Origin of the sequence: Pseudomonas kielensis (genome assembly GCF_014236655.1) — a bacterium.
In the GTDB taxonomy this organism is placed as follows: domain Bacteria; phylum Pseudomonadota; class Gammaproteobacteria; order Pseudomonadales; family Pseudomonadaceae; genus Aquipseudomonas; species Aquipseudomonas kielensis.
Genome location: NZ_JACMYG010000019.1, coordinates 33,422 through 53,325, shown reverse-complemented (window position 1 = coordinate 53,325; position 19,904 = coordinate 33,422). Strand labels below are relative to the sequence as shown.

At 62.9% G+C, this 19,904-nt stretch carries 20 protein-coding genes; 8 read left to right on the top strand and 12 right to left on the bottom strand.

Features of this window, described 5'->3' with window-relative positions:
- Entirely contained in the window at positions 1-2,112 is a 2,112-nt protein-coding gene (locus H7995_RS17830) for a TonB-dependent receptor (protein ID WP_166592130.1), read from the top strand.
- Between the two features lie 55 nt (positions 2,113-2,167).
- On the opposite strand, the gene H7995_RS17825 is transcribed toward H7995_RS17830, so the two are convergent.
- The 3 genes from H7995_RS17825 to H7995_RS17815 are packed head-to-tail and all read right to left on the bottom strand — an operon-like array spanning position 2,168 to position 4,026.
- Positions 2,168-2,710, bottom strand: a complete 543-nt coding sequence (locus H7995_RS17825; protein ID WP_166592131.1) for a DUF2937 family protein — start codon at positions 2,708-2,710, stop codon at positions 2,168-2,170.
- 12 nt (positions 2,711-2,722) lie between these two features.
- Positions 2,723-3,499, bottom strand: a complete 777-nt coding sequence (locus H7995_RS17820; protein WP_166592132.1) for a class II glutamine amidotransferase — start codon at positions 3,497-3,499, stop codon at positions 2,723-2,725.
- Positions 3,500-3,528: 29 nt separating this feature from the next.
- Positions 3,529-4,026 carry an MFS transporter gene (locus tag H7995_RS17815; RefSeq protein ID WP_166592133.1) on the bottom strand — a complete coding sequence of 166 codons (498 nt, stop codon included), beginning with the start codon at positions 4,024-4,026 and terminating at the stop codon, positions 3,529-3,531.
- 100 nt (positions 4,027-4,126) lie between these two features.
- Here H7995_RS17815 and H7995_RS17810 point away from each other — a divergent pair, with 100 nt between their 5' ends.
- On the top strand, positions 4,127-6,181 hold the full coding sequence (locus H7995_RS17810; protein WP_185818690.1) for a S9 family peptidase: 2,055 nt from the start codon (positions 4,127-4,129) through the stop codon (positions 6,179-6,181).
- A 17-nt stretch (positions 6,182-6,198) separates the two neighbouring features.
- On the opposite strand, the gene H7995_RS17805 is transcribed toward H7995_RS17810, so the two are convergent.
- Positions 6,199-6,489 (bottom strand): hypothetical protein, encoded by a 291-nt coding sequence (locus H7995_RS17805; protein ID WP_166592135.1) that lies wholly within the window; start codon positions 6,487-6,489, stop codon positions 6,199-6,201.
- Positions 6,490-6,582: 93 nt separating this feature from the next.
- Between H7995_RS17805 and H7995_RS17800 the strand changes: the two genes are divergently transcribed.
- The 4 genes from H7995_RS17800 (at position 6,583) to H7995_RS17785 (ending at position 8,743) form a co-directional block, all read left to right on the top strand.
- The gene (locus tag H7995_RS17800) at positions 6,583-7,269 is read left to right on the top strand and encodes a spermidine synthase (RefSeq protein ID WP_166592136.1); all 687 of its coding nucleotides are present in this window, start codon (positions 6,583-6,585) and stop codon (positions 7,267-7,269) included.
- 48 nt (positions 7,270-7,317) lie between these two features.
- On the top strand, positions 7,318-7,689 hold the full coding sequence (locus tag H7995_RS17795) for a YajD family HNH nuclease (protein WP_095171662.1): 372 nt from the start codon (positions 7,318-7,320) through the stop codon (positions 7,687-7,689).
- A 133-nt stretch (positions 7,690-7,822) separates the two neighbouring features.
- Positions 7,823-8,293: an RNA methyltransferase gene (locus H7995_RS17790; protein WP_095171660.1), complete on the top strand. Its 471-nt coding sequence runs from the start codon at positions 7,823-7,825 to the stop codon at positions 8,291-8,293.
- Between the two features lie 78 nt (positions 8,294-8,371).
- Entirely contained in the window at positions 8,372-8,743 is a 372-nt protein-coding gene (locus H7995_RS17785; protein ID WP_166592137.1) for a YgaP family membrane protein, read from the top strand.
- A gap of 18 nt (positions 8,744-8,761) precedes the next feature.
- Here the strand turns inward: H7995_RS17785 and H7995_RS17780 are convergent, their stop codons facing one another.
- Both H7995_RS17780 and H7995_RS17775 read right to left on the bottom strand, forming a co-directional pair.
- Positions 8,762-9,985, bottom strand: a complete 1,224-nt coding sequence (locus H7995_RS17780; protein ID WP_185818689.1) for a hypothetical protein — start codon at positions 9,983-9,985, stop codon at positions 8,762-8,764.
- 39 nt (positions 9,986-10,024) lie between these two features.
- On the bottom strand, positions 10,025-10,474 hold the full coding sequence (locus H7995_RS17775) for a YcgN family cysteine cluster protein (RefSeq protein ID WP_166592139.1): 450 nt from the start codon (positions 10,472-10,474) through the stop codon (positions 10,025-10,027).
- A 215-nt stretch (positions 10,475-10,689) separates the two neighbouring features.
- Between H7995_RS17775 and H7995_RS17770 the strand changes: the two genes are divergently transcribed.
- Positions 10,690-11,283 carry a nitroreductase family protein gene (locus H7995_RS17770; RefSeq protein WP_166592140.1) on the top strand — a complete coding sequence of 198 codons (594 nt, stop codon included), beginning with the start codon at positions 10,690-10,692 and terminating at the stop codon, positions 11,281-11,283.
- 136 nt (positions 11,284-11,419) lie between these two features.
- On the opposite strand, the gene H7995_RS17765 is transcribed toward H7995_RS17770, so the two are convergent.
- The 6 genes from H7995_RS17765 to H7995_RS17740 form a co-directional block, all read right to left on the bottom strand.
- Positions 11,420-12,352 carry a D-2-hydroxyacid dehydrogenase gene (locus H7995_RS17765; RefSeq protein ID WP_166592141.1) on the bottom strand — a complete coding sequence of 311 codons (933 nt, stop codon included), beginning with the start codon at positions 12,350-12,352 and terminating at the stop codon, positions 11,420-11,422.
- A gap of 125 nt (positions 12,353-12,477) precedes the next feature.
- Positions 12,478-12,771: a YcgL domain-containing protein gene (locus H7995_RS17760; protein ID WP_095171651.1), complete on the bottom strand. Its 294-nt coding sequence runs from the start codon at positions 12,769-12,771 to the stop codon at positions 12,478-12,480.
- The gene (gene rnd / locus H7995_RS17755) at positions 12,768-13,901 is read right to left on the bottom strand and encodes a ribonuclease D (protein WP_166592142.1); all 1,134 of its coding nucleotides are present in this window, start codon (positions 13,899-13,901) and stop codon (positions 12,768-12,770) included. Before rnd ends, H7995_RS17760 begins: the two co-directional genes overlap by 4 nt.
- A 117-nt stretch (positions 13,902-14,018) precedes the next feature.
- Positions 14,019-14,681: a class I SAM-dependent methyltransferase gene (locus tag H7995_RS17750; RefSeq protein WP_185818688.1), complete on the bottom strand. Its 663-nt coding sequence runs from the start codon at positions 14,679-14,681 to the stop codon at positions 14,019-14,021.
- Between the two features lie 70 nt (positions 14,682-14,751).
- Positions 14,752-16,401, bottom strand: coding sequence for a phosphoethanolamine transferase (locus tag H7995_RS17745; RefSeq protein WP_166593171.1), 1,650 nt, complete (start codon positions 16,399-16,401; stop codon positions 14,752-14,754).
- Positions 16,402-16,572: 171 nt separating this feature from the next.
- Positions 16,573-17,955 (bottom strand): glutamine synthetase family protein, encoded by a 1,383-nt coding sequence (locus H7995_RS17740; protein WP_185818687.1) that lies wholly within the window; start codon positions 17,953-17,955, stop codon positions 16,573-16,575.
- Between the two features lie 764 nt (positions 17,956-18,719).
- On the opposite strand from H7995_RS17740, the gene H7995_RS17735 reads away from it, so the two are divergent.
- A complete protein-coding gene (locus tag H7995_RS17735; RefSeq protein ID WP_185818686.1) occupies positions 18,720-19,904 on the top strand; it encodes a cyanate transporter in 1,185 nt (394 codons plus the stop codon).

Below are 19,904 nucleotides of genomic sequence, written 5' to 3'. Positions count from 1 at the left end.
ATGACCCGAACCAAACTCTCCCTGTTGATTCCATTGCTCGGTGGCTTCAGTGCCTACAGCTGGGCCGATGACACCGAACAGCAGTCCGACGCCCTGAACATCCAGGCCACGGTCGTTTCCGCGACCCGCAGTGAAGCGAGCATTGCCTCGATCCCGGGCTCGGTCCAGGTGATCGACGAACAGCAAATCCGTGAGCAGAGCGGCGCGGGTCGTCGGGTCTCCGACATTCTTGGGCAATTGGTTCCCGGCCTTGCACCGTCTACCGGCGGGATGAGCAACTACGGCCAGACCCTGCGCGGGCGCAGCGTGCTGGTATTGATCGACGGTGTGTCGCAGAACGCCACGCGCGACAATTTCCGCCAGCTCAACAGCATCTCCCCAGCCAGCATCGAACGCATCGAAGTGGTCTCCGGTGCCAGCAGTGTCTACGGTGCCGGCGCTTCAGGCGGCATCATCAACATCATCACCAAGCGTAACCAGGGCCAGGAAGCGGCCTACAGCAGCAAACTGGGCATGACCACAGGCAACAACTTCAACCGCAAAGGCTTCGCCTACGAGGCCTTCCAGAGTGCCACCGGGCGCAAGGATGCCCTGGACTGGTATGTGTCCGCCGACCTGACGCAACGCAACGATCAGTTTGACGGCAACGGTCACCGTATCCCTCAGGACACCTCCCAGGGCAGCAGCATGGACACCGAGACCTATGACCTGCAAGGTCGTTTCGGTTACGAGCTGGACGAGAACAAGAAAGTCAGCCTGTCGCTGCAGGACTACAAGGACGAACAGGACACCGGCTACACCAAGGACCCGAAAAACAAGCAAGAAGCCGTCGCAATCAAAGGGCTGCGCCTCGACGATCAACCCTATACCCATAACCAGGCGGTCAACCTCAATTACACCGACAAGGACTTCCACGGTCAGGGCCTGCAACTGGAAAGCTACTGGCGCCGCGCCGACGCGCTGTTTTTCCCTGACGTGTCGCGAGGCTTCGCGGGCATCTCCGACAACAATAGCGTGCAGAATGTCTATGGCCTGCGCGCGGCCATCGACACACCGCTACCAGCCATCGGCAGTGCCACGGGCAACCTGGTCTGGGGGGCCGACTACGATAACGAGCGCTCCACTCAACGAGGCGACCAGTACAGCGTCAAGGGCCTGGACTACACCAAGACCGGCACCACCTTCGAACTGGGCCCGGATACCGAGACCACCACCAAGGCCATCTACGGGCAAATGTCCTGGGACATCGCCGACTGGACAGTGCGCGGCGGTATTCGCCGTGAATGGATCGAAAGCGACGTCTCCGACAGCATCGCTTATGGGGAGATCGTCCAGACCGGCAATTATGCGACCCTGCCCGGCGAAACCCTTAAATACGACGCCACCCTGTACAACCTGGGGGCGGTCTATCACCTGAGCGAGAACCAGGATGTTTTCGTCAACTACAGCCAGGGGTTTTCACTGCCGGACATCCAGCGCTTCCTGCGTGATGTGAACAGCTCCTTTAACATCCAGACCCTCGACGCCCAAGCCATCAAGGTCGACAGCTACGAGCTGGGCTGGCGTGGCGACTGGGACCAATGGCAAGCCGATGTCACTGTGTATGAAAACACCTCGGACGTGACCCAGTTCTACGATGCCAATGAGCGCGTGTTGCGCCTGATCGATCAGAAGGAACGGGTTCGCGGCATCGAAAACAGCCTGACCTATCGCGCAACCGATCGCTGGTCGGTGGGGGGCACTTATGCCTGGGCCAAGGGCGAGACTCAGCAGAACGGCAAATGGATCGACCTGCCAGCCACGCGTATCTCACCAGCAAAAACCACCCTGTTCGTCGGTTATACCGAGGACGATTACACACTACGCCTGCAAGGCATGCAGTTGGCCAGCTACGACGCAGCCCTCAAGGATGACAACGGACGCGACATCAATGGCTACACCCTGGTGGACCTGCTCGGCTCCGTGGAACTGCCGGTCGGCCGGCTTGAAGGTGGGGTGTTCAACCTGACCGATCGTAACTACCAGAACCTGTTCGCCCAGTCCAACGCCAAGGCCCCCTATGCCAACGCCGAAGGCCGTACGTTCAGCATGAGCTACTCGCTCGACTGGTAAACCTTCGCCCGCACAGGAACGGTTTCCTGCGCGGGCGATCGGTTTGACTTCGGCATTACAGCCCGCGCAAATCCCGCTCTTCGATCGGCCGGCTCTGGCGCAGGCGCTTGCCGCCCAGCACCACCCAGTCGATCAGGCGGAACAGGCATTCCAGGCCGAACGACAGCAACATCGCCCCGCCCAGGCCCCAGGCCATGGCTTCGGGGGTCAGCAGGATCTGGTAGCTGTAGCCGTTCCAGGTCTCCTTGCGAATGTCCGGGTCGGCCGCCAGCGCCACTTGCAGGACGCGGATGTACCACGGGCCTTGCATGGCCTGGAATTGCTTGTCCAACGCCACCTGGCGGGTGAGCAAGGTGTTCAGGCTGTCGGCGTCGCTGCGAAAGATCGGGTCTTCGCTGGCGCGGTAGTGGGCCACCAGCGCTTGCAGGTCGCCCTTGAAGAACTGCTCGGCAGTGTTCTGGAACCCCTGCAGGCCGGTCTGCGACTCGATCAGGTGGGCTTCGACCCGCTTGGCGTAGTCATTGATGAAACCTGGCACCTGGACGCCCACCAACAGGCCGATGGCAAACAACACCAGACGCACATAACTGAGCAACATAGCGGCGGATCCCTATTCGGTCTGGCCGTGGCTGACGCATTCGCCGCGCCGCCACAGGCTCCATTGGCCCGGTTCGTAGCGGGTCCAGGTTTCGTTTTCGGTCAACGGTTCGGTGGCGATCACGGTCACCACATCATTGGGGGTGGTCTCGGCCTGGAAGTCGACGATCACGTCCACGTCCTTCAGGCGCGCCGGGCCAAAAGGGGCGCGGCGGGTGATCTGTGCCAGCTTGGTGGAGCAATAGCAGAACAGCCAGTCACCGTCGCTCAGCAGGCAGTTGAACACGCCCTTGCTGCGGTACTCGGCGCAAGCGGCCACCAGGCTGGGCAGCAACTGCTCGACCTCCACCGGCTCGGGGAAGGCCTCGCGCACGCGGTTGAGCAAATCGCAGAACGCCGCTTCGCTGTCGGTATCGCCCACCGGCCGATAAAAACTGGCCGTCGGCTGGAACTCGGCGAGCTGGCCGTTATGGGCAAAACACCAGTTGCGCCCCCACAACTCACGCACGAACGGGTGGGTGTTGGACAGGCAGACCTTGCCGACGTTGGCCTGGCGGATATGGCCGATCACCACTTCGCTCTTGATCGGATAACGCTGCACCAGTTGCGCGACCTGCGAATCACAACTCGCCGCCGGGTCCTGGAACAGACGCAGGCCACGGCCTTCGTAAAAGGCGATGCCCCAGCCATCGCGGTGCGGACCGGTGCGCCCGCCGCGCTGCATCAGCCCGGTGAAGCTGAACACGATATCGGTCGGGACATTGGCGCTCATGCCCAATAACTCACACATGCCGGGACTCTCGCTTCAATGCAGGGCTGTCAGAGACGGGGTTCGACTCGCGAACGCTGGGGATTGCTCGGCACAGGGGGGCGACCATAACGATCATCACCCGCCCCGCCGAAGGGTTGGTCGTCATCGGGATCAGCCGCCTGGGCCGCGGCCTGGGCGGCAGCGGACTGCTGCTTGCGCGCCTTGGCGGCACGTTCGATCGGCAGGCGGATCAGCACGAACACCAGGTACAACCCGAGGGCGATGATGCCGTACATGAACAGGTCGGAGATCGCGCGCCAGGCGTTGTTGCCGACCTTGAACAGCAGGTCCAGGGCGGTAATGGCGATGGCCGGGGCGAATTTTTCCTTTACCGGGTCGATGATGGTCGGGCTGAACAGCAGCACCGCCACGATCAGGCGCAGCGGCTCACGCAGGTAGCGCCACATCCAGCGGGTCATGCGCATCCACACCAACAGGCAGCCCAAAGCGGCAAAGGCGTAAAGGCCCCAAGCGATCAGATAGTCGTTCTCGGTCATGGTGTCCATGGCATGGCAGGCAAAGAGGCGCTTATGATAACGGCTTTTCACTGATCAGGCTGCAACGCTGTCCGTGAAGCCCTTTTTGCACACTCGTCGAGAACCGCCCATGCCCCACTCCGCCCACGCCAGCAGCGCCCCGATTGCCCACAAGGCCGACGGGAATGACCCGTACGCCTGGCTGCAGGAACGGGACACGGCGCCCGTGCTCGACTACCTCAAGGCCGAAAACGCCTACCAGGAGGCCATGCTGGCCGACCAGGCTGAGCTGCGGGAAAACCTGTTCAACGAAATCAAGGGACGGATTCTGGAAACCGACCTGTCGCTGCCCTCCCCTTGGGGTCCGTACCTGTACTACACCCGCACCACCGCCGGTGACGAGTACGCCCGGCATTACCGCTGCCCGCGCCCGGCCGATGACGGCCTGCAGGTCGATGAAAGCGCCGAAGAGTTGCTGCTGGACCCCAACGTGCTGGCCAATGGCGGCTTTTTCTCCCTGGGTGCCTTCAGCATCAGCCCCGACCACCAGCGCCTGGCCTACAGCCTGGACACCACGGGCGAGGAGGTTTACACCCTGTTCGTCAAGGAACTGGCCAGCGGCAAGGTCAGCGAGCTTGCGTTCGAGGACTGCGACGGCAGCATGACCTGGGCCAACGACAGCCTGACGCTGTTTTTCGCCGAGCTCGACGACACCCATCGCCCGCACAAGCTGTACCGCTACCGCCTGGACGGCACCGCCGCCGAAGAAGTGTTCCATGAGCCGGACGGGCGTTTTTTCCTGCACTGCTACCGCGCCAGCTCCGAGCGCCAATTGCTGCTGTCGCTGGGCAGCAAGACCACCAGTGAAGTCTGGGCTCTCGACGCATCGCAGCCGCAGCAAGCCTTCAGCTGCCTGGCGCCGCGGGTCGAAGACCATGAATACGACGTCGACCATGGCCTGCTCGACGGCCAATGGAGCTGGCTGATCCGCACCAACCGCGATGGCATCAACTTCGCCCTGTACCAGGCCCCGGACACCGGGCGAGTGCCGAGCGAGTCCCAGTGGCAGAACCTGATCCCCCACAGTGACGAGGTGATGTTCGAAGGCCTGAGCCTGAACGCCAGCGCCATGACCCTGAGCCTGCGGATCGGCGGCTTGCCGATAATCGAGGTGCACCCACAGGGCCTGCCGACGTATCGCGTGCAACTGCCGGACGCGGCCTACAGCCTGTATGTGCAGAACAGCCTGGAGTTTGTCAGCGACAGAATCCGCCTGCGTTATGAAGCGCTGAATCGTCCGGCCCAGGTCCGGCAGCTGGAACTGGCCAGCGGCGCGCAGCAAGTCCTCAAGGAAACCCCGGTGCTCGGCCCATTCGATGCCGACGCCTACGTCAGCCAGCGCCTGTGGGCGACGGCCCCGGATGGCACCCAGGTGCCGATCAGCCTGGTGGTCAAGCGGGAGATGCTCGGTCAGCCGACCCCGCTCTACCTCTATGGCTACGGTGCCTACGGTGAAAGCCTCGACCCGTGGTTCTCCCATGCGCGCCTGAGCCTGCTCGACCGTGGCGTGGCCTTTGCCATCGCCCATGTGCGCGGCGGCGGTGAGCTGGGCGAGGCCTGGTACCGCGCCGGCAAGCAGGAACACAAGCAGAACAGCTTCGATGACTTCATCGCCTGCGCCGAACACCTGATCGCCCACGGCTTCACCAGCGCGGCGCAACTGGCGATCAGCGGTGGCAGCGCCGGCGGCCTGCTGATCGGCGCGGTGCTCAACCAGCGCCCGGAGCTGTTCGCCGCGGCCATTGCCGAAGTGCCCTTTGTCGACGTGCTCAACACCATGCTCGACCCGGACCTGCCGCTGACCGTCACCGAATACGACGAGTGGGGCAACCCGCAGGAGCCCGAGGTCCATGCACGGATCAAGGCCTACGCCCCTTACGAAAACGTCCGCGCGCAAGCTTACCCGGCAACCCTGGTGATCGCCGGCTACAACGACAGCCGCGTGCAGTACTGGGAAGCGGCCAAGTGGGTGGCGAAACTGCGGGTGACCAAGACCGACGACAACCTGTTGCTGCTCAAGACCGAACTGGGTGCCGGGCACGGCGGCATGAGCGGGCGCTACCAGGGCCTGCGCGACGTGGCCCTGGAATACGCCTTTGTGTTCAAGGTATTGGGGATCGCCTGAGACGCCCTATCGGCGTTTCAACCGCCCGGGGTCTTGCTCTTTGCCGGGGTTGGTTCCAGCCCCGGCAAGGTCTGGTCCTTGGGTGGATTGGGCTTTTCGATAGGCGGCAGCAGTAGCTCACGGCTGCTGCCACTGCCGGCCTTGGGCACTGGCGTGGGGGTGATCTGTGGGTAGGGCGTGGGGGTTGCGGTGCCGGGTGAGCCGGGAGCCGCCGAAGGTGTGACCGGGATTGCCTGCAACTCTTGCGCGTGACCCGCACTAATCGAGAGCGCGGCCAGCACAATGACCGTTAGAATGGTGCGCTTCATCAATGGCTCCATTGCCCTTGCTTGATGCTTCAAGGCTACTCCCAACCGCGCAAGAATGCCCTGATCAATGCCAGTTTTCCCAATGAGATTCCCATGAAACGTTTCGTTCTGCTCGACACCACCCCAATCCCCGAAAACGGCGGAGCCCTGTGCCTGTTCGAGTACGGCGAAGATTTCGTCATCAAGATCCAGGGCGGCGATGGCGGGCAACTGATGAACACCCGCATGCACGGCTCTGAAGATGCCCTGGCAGAGATTCCCTGCCGCAAAGTCGCCGGTCGACCGAACTCACGTGTGCTGATCGGCGGCCTGGGCATGGGCTTCACCCTCGCCTCGGCGCTCAAGCACCTGGGCAAGAGTGCGCAAGTGGTGGTCGCCGAGCTGGTGCCGGGGGTGGTGGAGTGGAACCGTGGCCCGCTGGGCGAGAAAGCCGGCAAGCCGCTACTGGACCCGCGCACAGTGATCCGCATGGAAGACGTGGCCAAGGTCCTGCAGGCCGAACCCCAGGGCTTCGACGCGATCATGCTCGACGTCGACAACGGCCCCGAAGGCCTGACCCAGAAAGCCAACAGCTGGCTGTACTCCGCCGGTGGCCTGGCCGCCTGCGCCAAGGCCCTGCGCCCCAAGGGCGTGCTGGCCGTGTGGTCGGCCAGTGCCGACCGGCAGTTTTCCGACAAACTGAAAAAAGCCGGCTTCAAGGCCGAAGAGGTGCAGGTGTTCGCCCATGGCAACAAGGGCACACGCCACACCATCTGGATTGCCGAGAAGCTCAAGGGCTGAGCTAAACTCTGCTGATAACCGTCATTCGTCTTCTACAAAGGTGAACCCATGAGTTCGTCCACCCCAACCAACACCTCGAAACTGGACCGAATCCTCGCTGACAACCAGCGCGACAAGGAAATGGGTTACCGCGACAAGGCCCTCAAGATGTATCCGCACGTCTGCGGGCGCTGCACCCGCGAGTTCTCTGGCAAGCGCCTGAGCGAGCTGACCGTGCACCACCGCGACCACAACCACGACAACAACCCGCAGGACGGTTCCAACTGGGAGCTGTTGTGCCTGTATTGCCACGACAACGAACACTCGCGCTACACCGACCAGCAGTACTTCAGCGAAGGCTCCCTGAGCACCCCGAAAATCGCCAAGGCGACCCACAACCCGTTTGCCGCGCTGGCTGGGTTGATGAAAAAAGACGATTGAAAAGGTTGCTTCATCGCGAGCAGCGCTCCGTCTGCTCGCGATGGTGATGCCGCAAACACCAGCAATCCGCAAATCAGACACCCTCCCCCATTCCCCGTATAATCGCCCTCTTTTTCCCGAAGGCACCCCGCTCGTGGCAGACAAACGGTACAGCTGCATTGGTTTGTATAACCCCAAATCACCGGAGAACGTTGGCTCGGTGATGCGCGCCGCTGGCTGTTATGGCGTGGCGTCGGTGTTCTACACCGGCAAGCGCTATGAACGCGCCGCCGACTTCGTCACCGACACCAAGCGCGTGCACTACGACATTCCGCTGATCGGCATCGACGACCTGAAAAAAATCCTCCCGCTGGGCTGCGTCCCGGTTGCGGTCGAACTGGTGGAAGGCGCCCGCTCGCTGCCCGAGTACACCCACCCGGACCGCGCGCTGTACATCTTCGGCCCCGAAGACGGGTCGCTGGACAAAGAGATCCGCGACTGGTGCGAAGACGTGGTCTACATTCCCACCACCGGCTGCATGAACCTGGCTGCCACCGTCAACGTGGTGCTGTACGACCGCATGGCCAAGGGCCTGAATACCCGCTCCGGACCAAAATTCCGCTGATCGGCCCCACGCCCGACGGAACGACTCGAGCCCTGGCGCAGTCAGTTTTGTATCCATTGCCCCTTGAGGAGACAGATGATGAACGAACTCAAACGCGTAGAACGTATCAACTCCACTCCCTTCCAGACCCAGCCGACCCAAAATGTGCAAGGCTGGGAGCGTATCGGCTCGCTGGCGGGTGGCGTGGTAATGGTGGGCAAGGGCCTGCGCCGTGGCGGCGTGTTCGGCCTGATCCAGGTGGCGCTCGGTGGCGTCGCCCTGGCGCGGGGCATCACCGGCCATAGCTCGGCAAAAAGCTTCCTGGAAAAAAGCCGCCAGGACCTGGACAACGTCCGCGCGAAAATCGAACGGGCCGGTGAAGACCTGAAAACCCTCAAGGCCAATGCCGAGGCCGCGACCCACACCGCGACCGCTAACGACTCGTTGAAGTCACCCAAGGCCGGGGCGTAGAACCCCGCGACCCATGCGCTAGTGCAACAACTCGCTCCCCAGGACCTTCGAGGGCTCGCCGATGATGCTTTCGGCCAGTGCCACGAACTCCTGGGTGCTGACCCGCTCCAGGTGCATGGCGCCGCGGAGCATGTCGTCGAGTGAGCGCTTGTTGCGGGTTTTCAGGCGAATCTCGCGATCCAACTCCTGCATCAGCAATACCGCCCTGGCCACCTGGGCCGGGTTGGCCTGTTCGCCCCGCAGGCTGCTGACCCCATGGCCGGCCTTGGCCAGGTTGTTTCCCAGCATCTGATAGCGCTCATCACTCATGCCGCCAGCCCGGCGCAGCAGTTCGATGGCGTAGTACTCGGCAAATCCTTCGCTGATCCAGTCACTGCGCTCTTCGTCGCTGATCCGCGCAAACATCTGCGCCAGCTCACGCAGCAACGGACTGTTGCCGCTTTCGCTGATCAACGGCAGACGGCTGTGCAGGTAGATTGACTCGTGCCCGGCGGTGCTGCCGCGCCACATCGGGTCGGTGGCGCCGACGATCAGCAGCTTGCCCGGGTGCCGAGGGTACAGCGCCTGTACCTGCGGCCAGACGAACGTCAGCAGGGTCAGCACGTCCATGCGGCGCATGCCCTGCCCGCGTGGCGAGGCAACCGTGACTTGGGTCTCGCCCAGGCGGGTCCGGCGCGTTCCCAGGTTGCCGGCGAGCATCCAGCCGGTGGGCCGGTCAAACAGTCGGGAAACGTTGTCGATGCGAAAGCGGTTCTTGCCGATGCGCGGCCAGGCCGTCTCGATGCTTTTCCAGCCCGCCGGCAATTCGAACGCCAGGCGCGACACCAGCTCGATGCCATCCTGTTGATCCAGGCGCGCTGCCGGCACCAGGTCATCACCGCGCATCAAGGCCCAGCTCGGCGTCATGCGAGTCTCGAAGGTGGTGTTCTTGCGCGCCTGGCTGATTCGCACTCGGTAGGTCAGGCTGGCTTTGTCGGCAGCGGGTCGCCAGACCCCGCGCACAGCTTTGCCCGGGGTCAATTGCCACTGGCCGTCGGCCTTGAAATCGCTGTATCGGCTGCCGTCCGCCAGATCGAAATCCAGGCTGCGCACCGCCGAGCCCTGGGCCAGGGTCAGGCGCACTTCGGCCTGGTCGCTTTGCGGCAGCAGGCGCACGTGGTAGTCCAGATCGACCTTCTTGGCCGCCCACACCGATGAACTCAGCACCAGCAGCGACAATGCCAATGGCAAGCGCACAGCCATACACACTCCTTCGTGATTCACTTGGACAACGCGCGGCGCTTAACCTGCGCGGAAAATCAGATGATCTTCCCAATCATCCTCGGCCACACTGCCCTCGGCGAGCATGCGCCCGGATTGGGAGATTCGCTCATGGTGCACCGCGTCGCGATCGCCGCACACCAGGTGATGCCAGAGCGGCAAGTCCTTGCCTTCACTGACCAGGCGATAACCGCAGGTAGGCGGCAACCACTTGAACTCATCGGCCTTTCCCGGCGTCAGCTGGATGCAGTCTGGCACCGATTCGCGGCGGTTCGGGTAGTCGGTGCACTGGCAGGTCTTGAGGTCCAGCAATTTGCAGGCGATCCGCGTGTAATAGACGCTGTTGTCGTCTTCATCCTCAAGCTTTTGCAGGCAGCACAGGCCACAGCCATCGCACAACGACTCCCACTCCTGCTGGTCGAGTTGGGCGAGGGTCTTGCGTATCCAGAACGGTTCAACTTTGGCGGCCATGGTTCGAGCATCTGCATCAGCGGTAGAAAAGGCCGCCAGTCTAGTGCCCCAGCCCCCGCGGGCCAAGCGCTGGCGACTGCCGGTACGCCAGTGCTTGTCAGTTTTCCCGGGGCGCAGTAGTTTTGCAGGTCGCAAAAACTCCACTGCCCAGCCAACTGTGCGCCCCCGGTTTTTGTTGCTGTGCTCCCTCATCAACCTTGCCAGGAATCTCTTTCATGAGCGCCAACCCCCGCGTTGCCGAATATGCCATCCACCCACAGTTCACCGAGCGCTGGTCGCCACGGGCGTTTACCGGTGAAGCCATCCCGGAATCCACCCTGCTGAGTTTCTTTGAAGCGGCACGCTGGGCGCCCTCGGCCTACAACTCGCAACCCTGGCGGTTTCTATACGCCCGCCGGGACACGCCGAACTGGGAGCGTTTCCTTGGCCTGCTGAATGAGTTCAACCGGGGTTGGGCCCAGCACGCTTCGGCGCTGGTCATCGTGATCTCGAAAACCACCTTTACCGCGCCAGGTGCCGATGCCGAAACCCCGGCCTTGTGGCACACCTTCGACACCGGCTCGGCCTGGGGCCACCTGGCCTTGCAAGCGTCCATCAGCGGCTGGCACACCCACGGCATGGCCGGCTTCGATCAGGAGCTGACTCGCAAGGAACTGAATATTCCAGAAGGCTACGCACTGCATGCTGCCGTGGCGATCGGCAAGCTGGGCGACAAGGCCACCCTGGCCGAATACCTGCAAGCCCGGGAAGTCCCAAGCCCACGCCGGCCGTTGAGCGAACTGGCAGCCGAGGGTGATTTCACCCTGTAAGCACAGTCATTCCGGGGGGTTGCTAATCCCCCACATACCCACAAAACCCGTGTGGGAGCGAGCGCCTACAGTGATTCTGGGTGTTCGCCTGGTGCTGCGCACACCCACAGTGGGGGTTGGGGTTACTGGGGTTGTCTCAATAGCCGCGGTTGAAATCCACTTCGCCGCGCAGCGCTTGGCCGGTCTGAAAGGCGCGCATGTTGTCGAGAAACAGTTGTGCCATCAGCACCGGTGAAGTCGGTGCCGAGCTGTGGCCGGTCAAGAGCAGGCCCCAGGCGGTCCAGAATGGGTGGCGCTGGGGGAGCGGTTCCTGGCGGCAGACATCGATGACCGCGCCGGCCAGGTGCCCTTCTTTCAAGGCCTCCACCAGGTCGGCATCGACCACCGCCACACCGCGCCCGGCGTTGATCAGCAGGCCCGTTGGCTTGAACTGCTTGAACAGCGCGGCGTCGTACAGATCATGGGTGCTCGGGGTGTTGGGCAGCAGGTTGACCACGTAGTCGACTTCACCCACCAGGCGCCCGAGGTCCTGCAACCCGGCCACTTCGATGAACGGCGCCTGCTCACGGGGCGTGCTGGCAATGCCGTACAACTGCACACCAAAGGGCTTGAGGAACTCGGCAACGCTCTGGCCGATGTCCCCGGTGCCGACGATCAGCACCTTGCGCCCTACCAGGCTCTGGCCCTGGCGGCTGTCCCACTTGCGCTCGACCTGGCTGACCAGGCGCGGCAACACTTCGCGCTCATGCCCGAGCATGTAGGTCAGGACGTACTCGGCCATCACCTGGCCAAAAATCCCCACGGCGCGCGTCAGGCGATAATGCCGTGGCAGTCCTTCGACCAGCAGCGGCGTGATGCCGGCCCAGGTCGACTGCAGCCACTGGGGCTTATGGCCTTGGCGCAACAGGGTCGCCAGCAGGTCGGGCTGCCCCAGCCACACCGGGCAATCGGCCGCCAGGCTGGCCAGCTCGGCGGAGTCGCCGCTGGTCATGACCTGCAGCTCGGGCGCCAGCTGACCCAGGAGTTGTGCATACACAGCGTGGTCGTGTTCGGCAATCAGAACGCGCATGGTTCAAACCTTAAAAAACAGTGCACAAGGCCGCCGAGGGAGTGCGCTCCCCCGTTTGCGGCCACCGCCAGAAAATCCATCGTGGTGGGCCGGCAGGCCCGGGACCGAGCCTGAACCGGTCGCCGTCAGATCGGATCGTTACGTCGCAGCAACTCTTCGGGCAAGTGCTCGATGTACTCGTCTTCGGCTGGCGGCATTTGCAGGTGGTAGCCCTGCTTGTCGAGGTTTTCCAGGACCTGGGTAATGTCTTCGCGCGAGAGCTTGCGCTCCGGGGTCAGCACCAGGTCGAAGGCGTGATGGGGTTTGCCGAAGGCCAGCAACAGGCTTTCCGGTACGCGCTCCAGAGCATCGCTCTTGAGCACGTAGAGGTACATTTCGTTTTTCTTCAGGCTTCGGTAGATCGAGCAGATACGTTTCAAGGCTGTTCTCCGGCAGTGGCCAGGCTGTCGAGCAGGGCCTGGCCCATCAATTCGCGGCGCCAGCCACGCAGCGATTCAGGCAATTGGTAGGGACCGTCCGGGAAGCCGCTCTTGAGCAAGGCCTCCAGGGTCTTCTTGCGCAACATCAGTTCGGGGGCGATGTTCAAGCGCTCCGCTTCGGCCTGGCCCAGTGCGCGCAGGCGCTTGACCAGGGCGGCGGCTTCGATCGGCAACGGCTCGGGCACCGCCGCTGGCCATTGCTCCGGCGGTACGCTGGCGGCCCGTTTGATCAGGTCCAGCAGGAACTCGCCGTCCTGGCGCACGGTGCGCGGGTGCATGTCTTCGATTTTCGCCAGCGCGGCGAGATTGTCCGGCTGGGTCCGGGCCAACGGCCACAACGAATGCTCACGCACGATACGGTTGCGCGGCAGGTCACGGGCCCGGGCTTCAAGCTCACGCCAGGCACACAGCTCGCGCAGCACGGCCAGTTGGGCGCGGGACAGTTTCCAGGCCAGCTTGGCCTCGCGGTAGACCTCGTATGGGTCGGTTTCGCGGCGCAGGTTGGCCACCAGTTCGGCGCCATCCTCCAGGACCCAGGCGAACTTGTCGTCCGACAACTTGGGCCGCAGGCGCACGAACACTTCTGCCAGGTGCAGGGCGTCTTCGGCGGCGTAGCTGATCTGGGTCTCCGACAGCGGACGCTGCAGCCAGTCCGAGCGGGTTTCCCCCTTGGGCAGGTCGATGTCCAGCACTTGCGAGACCAGGCGCGAGTACCCCATGGAGAAGCCCAGGTTCAGGTAGGCGGCGGCCAGTTGGGTATCGAACAGCGGCGCCGGCAGGCTGCCGGTCAGGCGCAACAGGACTTCGAGGTCTTCGCTGCAGGCATGCAGCACCTTGAGCACGGCCGGGTTTTCCAGCAATGCGGCCAGGGGCTGCCAGTTGTCGATGGTCAAAGGGTCAATCAGGTAAGCGCGCACGCCATCACCGATCTGCAGCAAGCCTGCAATCGGATAGAAGGTGTCGACCCGCATGAATTCTGTGTCGAGGGCGACGAACGGCAACTGCTGCCATTGGGCGCAAAACTGACCGAGGCTATCGTTGTCGCGAATCCAGTGAATATCGATGGCCACACGGCTCTCCCTTGAAGAATGGCGCGCAGTATATATCGCCCCCGGCGATTTCCGCGCATCCACTGAGCAAGAGCGTAGGCGAAATGATCTACGGCACGCGGCCAGGCGCTCGCCGGATCAGTCCTGGTTGAGTTTGCGCAGCACGTACACCCGGGTTGCCGCAATGCCCGGCAACACATCCTGGTGCATGAGGACCTCGAAGCCGGCCGCCTTGAACTCGGTCTCCAGCTGGCTTTTGCCTACCCCGGGTTCCACTTGCGCCGTCAGGGCGGCCGTCCAGTTGCCGCGACCCGCCAGGCGCACGACCACAATCAGGGTGTCCCGGCTCACCCGCTGGAACTCCTGGAGCAGCGCCATGCGGTGCTCGGCGCTCGGCAGCTGCTGGAACAGCGTCGAACAGACGATGCAATCCACCGCGTTGGCCGACAGGCCGATGGAGAAGGCCGAACTCTGGAAGGTCCGGATACGCGCCAGCAGGCTCGCCGACTGGTGCGTACGGCCATGCTTGAGCGTGTCCGGGGACGGGTCGGCCGCCAGGATCACCCGGTTGCTGTGTTCCCCCAGTACCGGCCAGTAACGCCCGACGCCACAGGCCACATCCAACACCAGGCCAGGCTCCCCGGCCTTGTTGAGCGCGTTGCGCAGCAACTGCTCGCGGCGCCACTGCGCCAGGCGCTGGCGCCAGCCCGGTGGCTGGGGCTCGACACAGGCACAGGCGTACTGCTGGCCATGGCGCTCAGCGGATTCGCGCTCGATGGAAGATGGGGGGTGGGCGGACATGGGGGCGACTCTTATAAGGTGTCAGCTGGGGCCAGCCTGGGGGCTGGCGTAGTGATCAGGTGGCTGGCGTTCAATCCTTGGCCAGAACGCCGTCGACCACGGCCCCTCGGCAGCCGGTGAACAAGTCCAGGTCAGGGTTGTAGACCTTGCTGTTGACCTCCAGCAACCCCAGCATCGAATGAAACAGGTTGTCCTGGCTCAAGGGTTTTTCCCGACTCAGTTGCAAGCAGTGGGTGTCGACCGAGAAGGCCTTCTGATAGCTGTCGGAGAACCAGGCGAGCATCGCCACATGCTTTTGCTGATCGGGGGCAAGCATGTAGGGCGTGCCATGCAGGAACAGGTTGTACTCGCCCAGGGATTCGCCGTGGTCCGACAGGTACAGCATGGCCGTGTCGACTTTGTCCTGGTTGTTGCGCAACAGGTCGATCAGGGTCGACAGCACATGGTCGGTGTAGACCAGGGTGTTGTCGTAGCCATTGACGATGCTTTCCCGGCTGCACGTGTTCAGCGCGTTGCTCTCGCACACCGGGGTGAAGCGCTCGTATTCCTTGGGATAACGCTTGAAGTACTCGGGACCGTGGCTGCCCATCTGGTGCAGGACCAGCACCGTGTCCTTGTCCAGGGTGTCGATGAAGTGCTGCAGGCCCTGCAGGAGGATTTCATCGCGGCACTCACTGTTGGCGCAGAGCACCGGGTCCTTGAAGTTGCTGACATCTTCCAGGGTCACCCGGTCGCAGGTGCCCTTGCAGCCCGACTGGTTGTCCCGCCAGATCACGTCCAGCCCGGCATGCTTGAGCACATCCAGCAGGCCTTCTTCATTCTTCGCCTTGCTGGCGTCGTAGTCCTTGCGGCCCATGTTGGAGAACATGCAAGGCACCGAGACCGCGGTTTCCGTGCCGCAGGAATGCACGTCGGTGAAGGCGATCAGCCCCGCTTCCTTGTCCAGTTTTGGCGTGGTGTCACGCCCATAGCCAAGAATGCCGAAGTTCTCGGCGCGGGCACTTTCGCCCACCACCAGTACTGTCAGGGATTTGCGCCCGTGGGTTTGCCAGCTCGGATTACGCTGGGCATCTTCGCCGAGTTTGGCGAACGGTTGCTGCGCCGACTTCACTTGTTCGCGCACATAACCGAAGGAGGCGCCGATGTAATTGCTCGGCACCACCATCAAGCGCAATTCGTGGTGATTGCGAAACAACGAAGACAGGCCTTGATAGTTAAGCAGTGCCACGCCACCGATCACCACGGCAGAGGCGCCAACAACCAACACTTTGCTGAACAACTCACGGTGCCAGCGACGATAACTAATTGGGGTTTTCCACAGAATAAACGACGGCAGTACACCCAATAACAAGTTGTACGCCAGTAACTTCAGCGACAATAGATCGCGCACTTCGGTGGCATTGGTCTCGGCGAAGTTGCGTAACATGGCGGCATCGATCAGCACACCATACTGACTCATGAAATACGCGACACCGGCACTGATCATGAAGATCAGGGTCAGCAAGGGTTTGAACAAAGGACGGAAGGCCAGCAGGGTCAGGATCAAGTTGAAAGCACAGGCAATCATTACGCCGAACGCCACCCGCATGCCGATACCCCGGGCATCGCTGGCGGTAATGTCGAACAGGTGTTGCCAGAGGACAGCGTTGTAGCCCGCCAACAGCAATACACTGGCAATCAACGTCACCCATTCCGGGCGCACGGCTTTAATTTTAAACATGGGAGGTCTGCTTGTTCCTGAAGTCAGTGCCGCCAGCAAAGAACGAACTATTCTTTCCTGAACACAGCACAAACTCTAAGCAGCCCGGCATCAATGTTTCGTGAAAAAGACGCCAACAAATAGTGGATTAACCACTATTTGTTGGCGTCCTGTTTGTTAATTATTCCTATCTCACGCCTGATGCAAATACCAGCGCCAGTCCTGCTCGCCAACTTCGCCCATGAACTGGCGGTACTCGGCGCGCTTGACTGCCAGGTAGACCCCGAGGAACGGCGCGCCAAAGGCATCCCGGGCCCAGGCCGAACTTTCCAGTGCACGCAGGGTGGTCAGCCAGTCGGTGGGCAGCAATTCCTTGGCCTGGGCGTAACCGTTGCCCTCGACCGGCGCTCCCGGGTCGCGCTGCTCGCGAATGCCGCGATGAATGCCCGCCAGGATCGCCGCAGCGGCGAGATAGGGGTTGGCATCGGCGCCGCAGATGCGGTGCTCGATATGCCGCGAGAACGCCGGCCCACCGGGCACCCGCAGGCTCACGGTGCGGTTGTCGACGCCCCAGGTGGCGGCCAGCGGCGCGTAGCTGTTGGTCTGGAAGCGGCGATAGGAGTTGGCGTTGGGGCAGAACAACAGCAGGGAGTCGAGCAAGGTGCTGAGCATGCCACCGACCGCCTGGCGCAGCAGCGGCGTGCCATCGGGGGCCTCACTGGCAAACAGGTTGTTGCCGTCCTTGTCGGCGATGCTGACGTGCATGTGCATGCCCGTGCCGGCCAGGTCATCGAATGGCTTGGCCATGAAACACGCACTCATCCCATGCTTGTGGGCCACGCCCTTGACCAGGCGCTTGTAGCGCACCGCCTCGTCCATGGCCTGCAGGGCATCTGCGCGATGCTCCAGGGTGATCTCGACCTGGCCCGGCGCGTATTCGGAAATCGCCGTGCGCGCCGGAATCCCCTGCAGCTTGCAGGCGGCGTAGAGGTCGGCGAGAAATGGCTCGATCTGCTCCAGCTCGCGCAAACCGTAGACCTGGGTCGAACGTGGACGCCCGCCGTCGACGTCCCGCGCCGGTTGCGGGCGACCCTGGCTGTCACGCTGCTGGTCGAGCAAGTAGAACTCCAGCTCCGCGGCCATCACCGGGTAATAACCATCGGCCTTGAGTCCGTCGATCACGTTGGCGAGCAAATGCCGGGGATCGGCCACGGTCGCCGGCATGCCTTCTTGCGGATGCATGCTGACCTGCACCGCCGCCGTCGGAATCTGGCGCCATGGCATGCGCTGCAAACTGCCACTGACCGGGTAAGCGCGGCAGTCGATGTCGCCGACTTCCCAGACCAGCCCGGAGTTTTCCACGTCGTCGCCATTGATGGTCAGGCCCAAAATGGTGCTCGGCAGCGGCCGCCCGCTCTGGTAGACCGCCAGCAACTCATCGCGGTGCAACAACTTGCCCCGGGGCACGCCGTTGTTGTCGACAATGAACAGCTCGAACATCTCGATATCCGGGTTGCCTTGCAGAAAATCGCTGGCTTCTTGCAGAGAGGCAAAGGGGCTCGTGGCAACACTCATGGGAACGCTCGTATGTCCGGGTCAGGCGGCGCGCAGGCACCACCAGTCAGGCCCCGGCGCAACACCAGGGCCGTTGAAATGCTTCAACGGGAAATACGCACATCCGGTGGGCGCGCATGGCGGCAGTGCCATAGCGCCCAAAAGGCCAATTCCGAAGGCAGGGCAGACAGGTTCAATGCGCTGGCGGGCAAGAATCGACGCCGAGGCTGACGGCATGACGCACTAGCGCCAGGCACAGCCGCGGGGTGAGTGTCGATCGAGCAACCGTCCATAAGGTAAACCGCAGAACACAGAGGGCGAACAGCGTCACACGGGGCAATAAGTCGTTAAATCCACACTTGAAGAACCTTGGTTGCAGACTGGCTAAACATTCCCTCACTGCAATCCTGCGAGGACTGCGTCCTCGAACGCAGCCTCGCAGGCTCGACAGCTGCTACGGGAGATTGGGGTATTGCTGAGATCTGTGGTGTGGCGCAGATCGCCATCGCGGGCAAGCCCGCTCCCACAGAATTTGTGCAGGGGCACGCCGAACCTGTGGGAGCTGGCGCCCGCTTGCAGCCTGCCAGCGATAATCTTGCGGGCGGCGCATTCTTCCAGGTACGGCAGGCTGAGCGAAGATATGCATCTGGGGGGGGAGGCGCAGCGAAGCAACGAACTGCCCCCCCAACACATTTAATTTCTAAATCCCCCCCCAGACTTTCTGATTTGCCGCCGCCCACCCCCTACCCGCCTAATCCAACCCACGCCCCCTCAAAGGTCCGATTATGCAAACCGTACGCGCCACCGCCCGCCCCGCCATCTGGCTGATACTCGCCGTCGTCCTGGTCGCCCTGAACCTGCGCCCGTCCATGGCCGCCATCGGCCCGCTGCTGACCGGCATCCGCAGCGACATCCCCCTGAGCTTCAGCCTCGCCGCCCTGCTCACCATGCTGCCCGTCATGGCCATGGGGCTGGCAATGTTCTTCGGCATGCGCATCAGCCACCACCTGGGTGAACATCGCACCGTGGTCCTGTCGCTGATCATCATCGGCCTGGCCACCGCCTCGAGGCTGTTCCTCGACTCGGCCGCCGAACTGATCTTGAGCGCCGTCCTGGCCGGCATCGGCATCGCCCTGATCCAGGCACTGCTGCCGGCACTGATCAAGTCCCGCTTCAGCGATAACGTCTCGCTGTTCATGGGCCTGTACGTCACCTCGATCATGGCCGGTGCAGCCATTGCCGCGTCATTCGCGCCCCTGGTGATGGTGCGCACCGGCAATTGGCGCATCGGCCTGGCGATCTGGGCGGCACTGGCGGTAGTCGCCTTGCTGTTCTGGTACGCGCAACGTTCAGCCATCGCCCCCCAGGCCCGCCCAACCGTCAACAACCCAGCTTTTGCCGGCAATCCCCGCGCCTGGTTGCTGGCCATTTTCTTCGGCCTGGGCACGGCCTCCTACACCTGCGTGCTGGCATGGCTGGCACCGTATTACGTGGAGAAAGGCTGGAGCGAACAGAACGCCGGCCTGCTGCTGGGGTTCCTGACGGCTATGGAAGTGATCTCCGGCCTGCTGGCCCCGGCCCTGGCCAACCGCAGCCGCGACAAACGCCTGGTGCTGATGGTGTTGCTGGGCCTGATCGTCGCCGGTTTCTGCGGGTTGATCCTCAGCCCCGAGTCCCTGAGCCTGCTCTGGCCGTGCCTGTTGGGACTGGGCATCGGCGGGCTGTTTCCAATGAGCCTGATCGTCTCGCTGGACCACCTCGACCATCCCCAGCGCGCCGGCGGCCTGACGGCCTTCGTGCAAGGTATCGGCTACCTGATTGCCGGTGTTTCGCCGCTGATTGCCGGGATGATCCGCGACCAACTGGGCAGTTTCGAATGGGCCTGGTGGGCGCTGACGGCGGTGGTGCTGGTCATGATGGTGATGGTCCTGCGCTTTGACCCGCGCCACTACGCCAGGCACATCGACTGA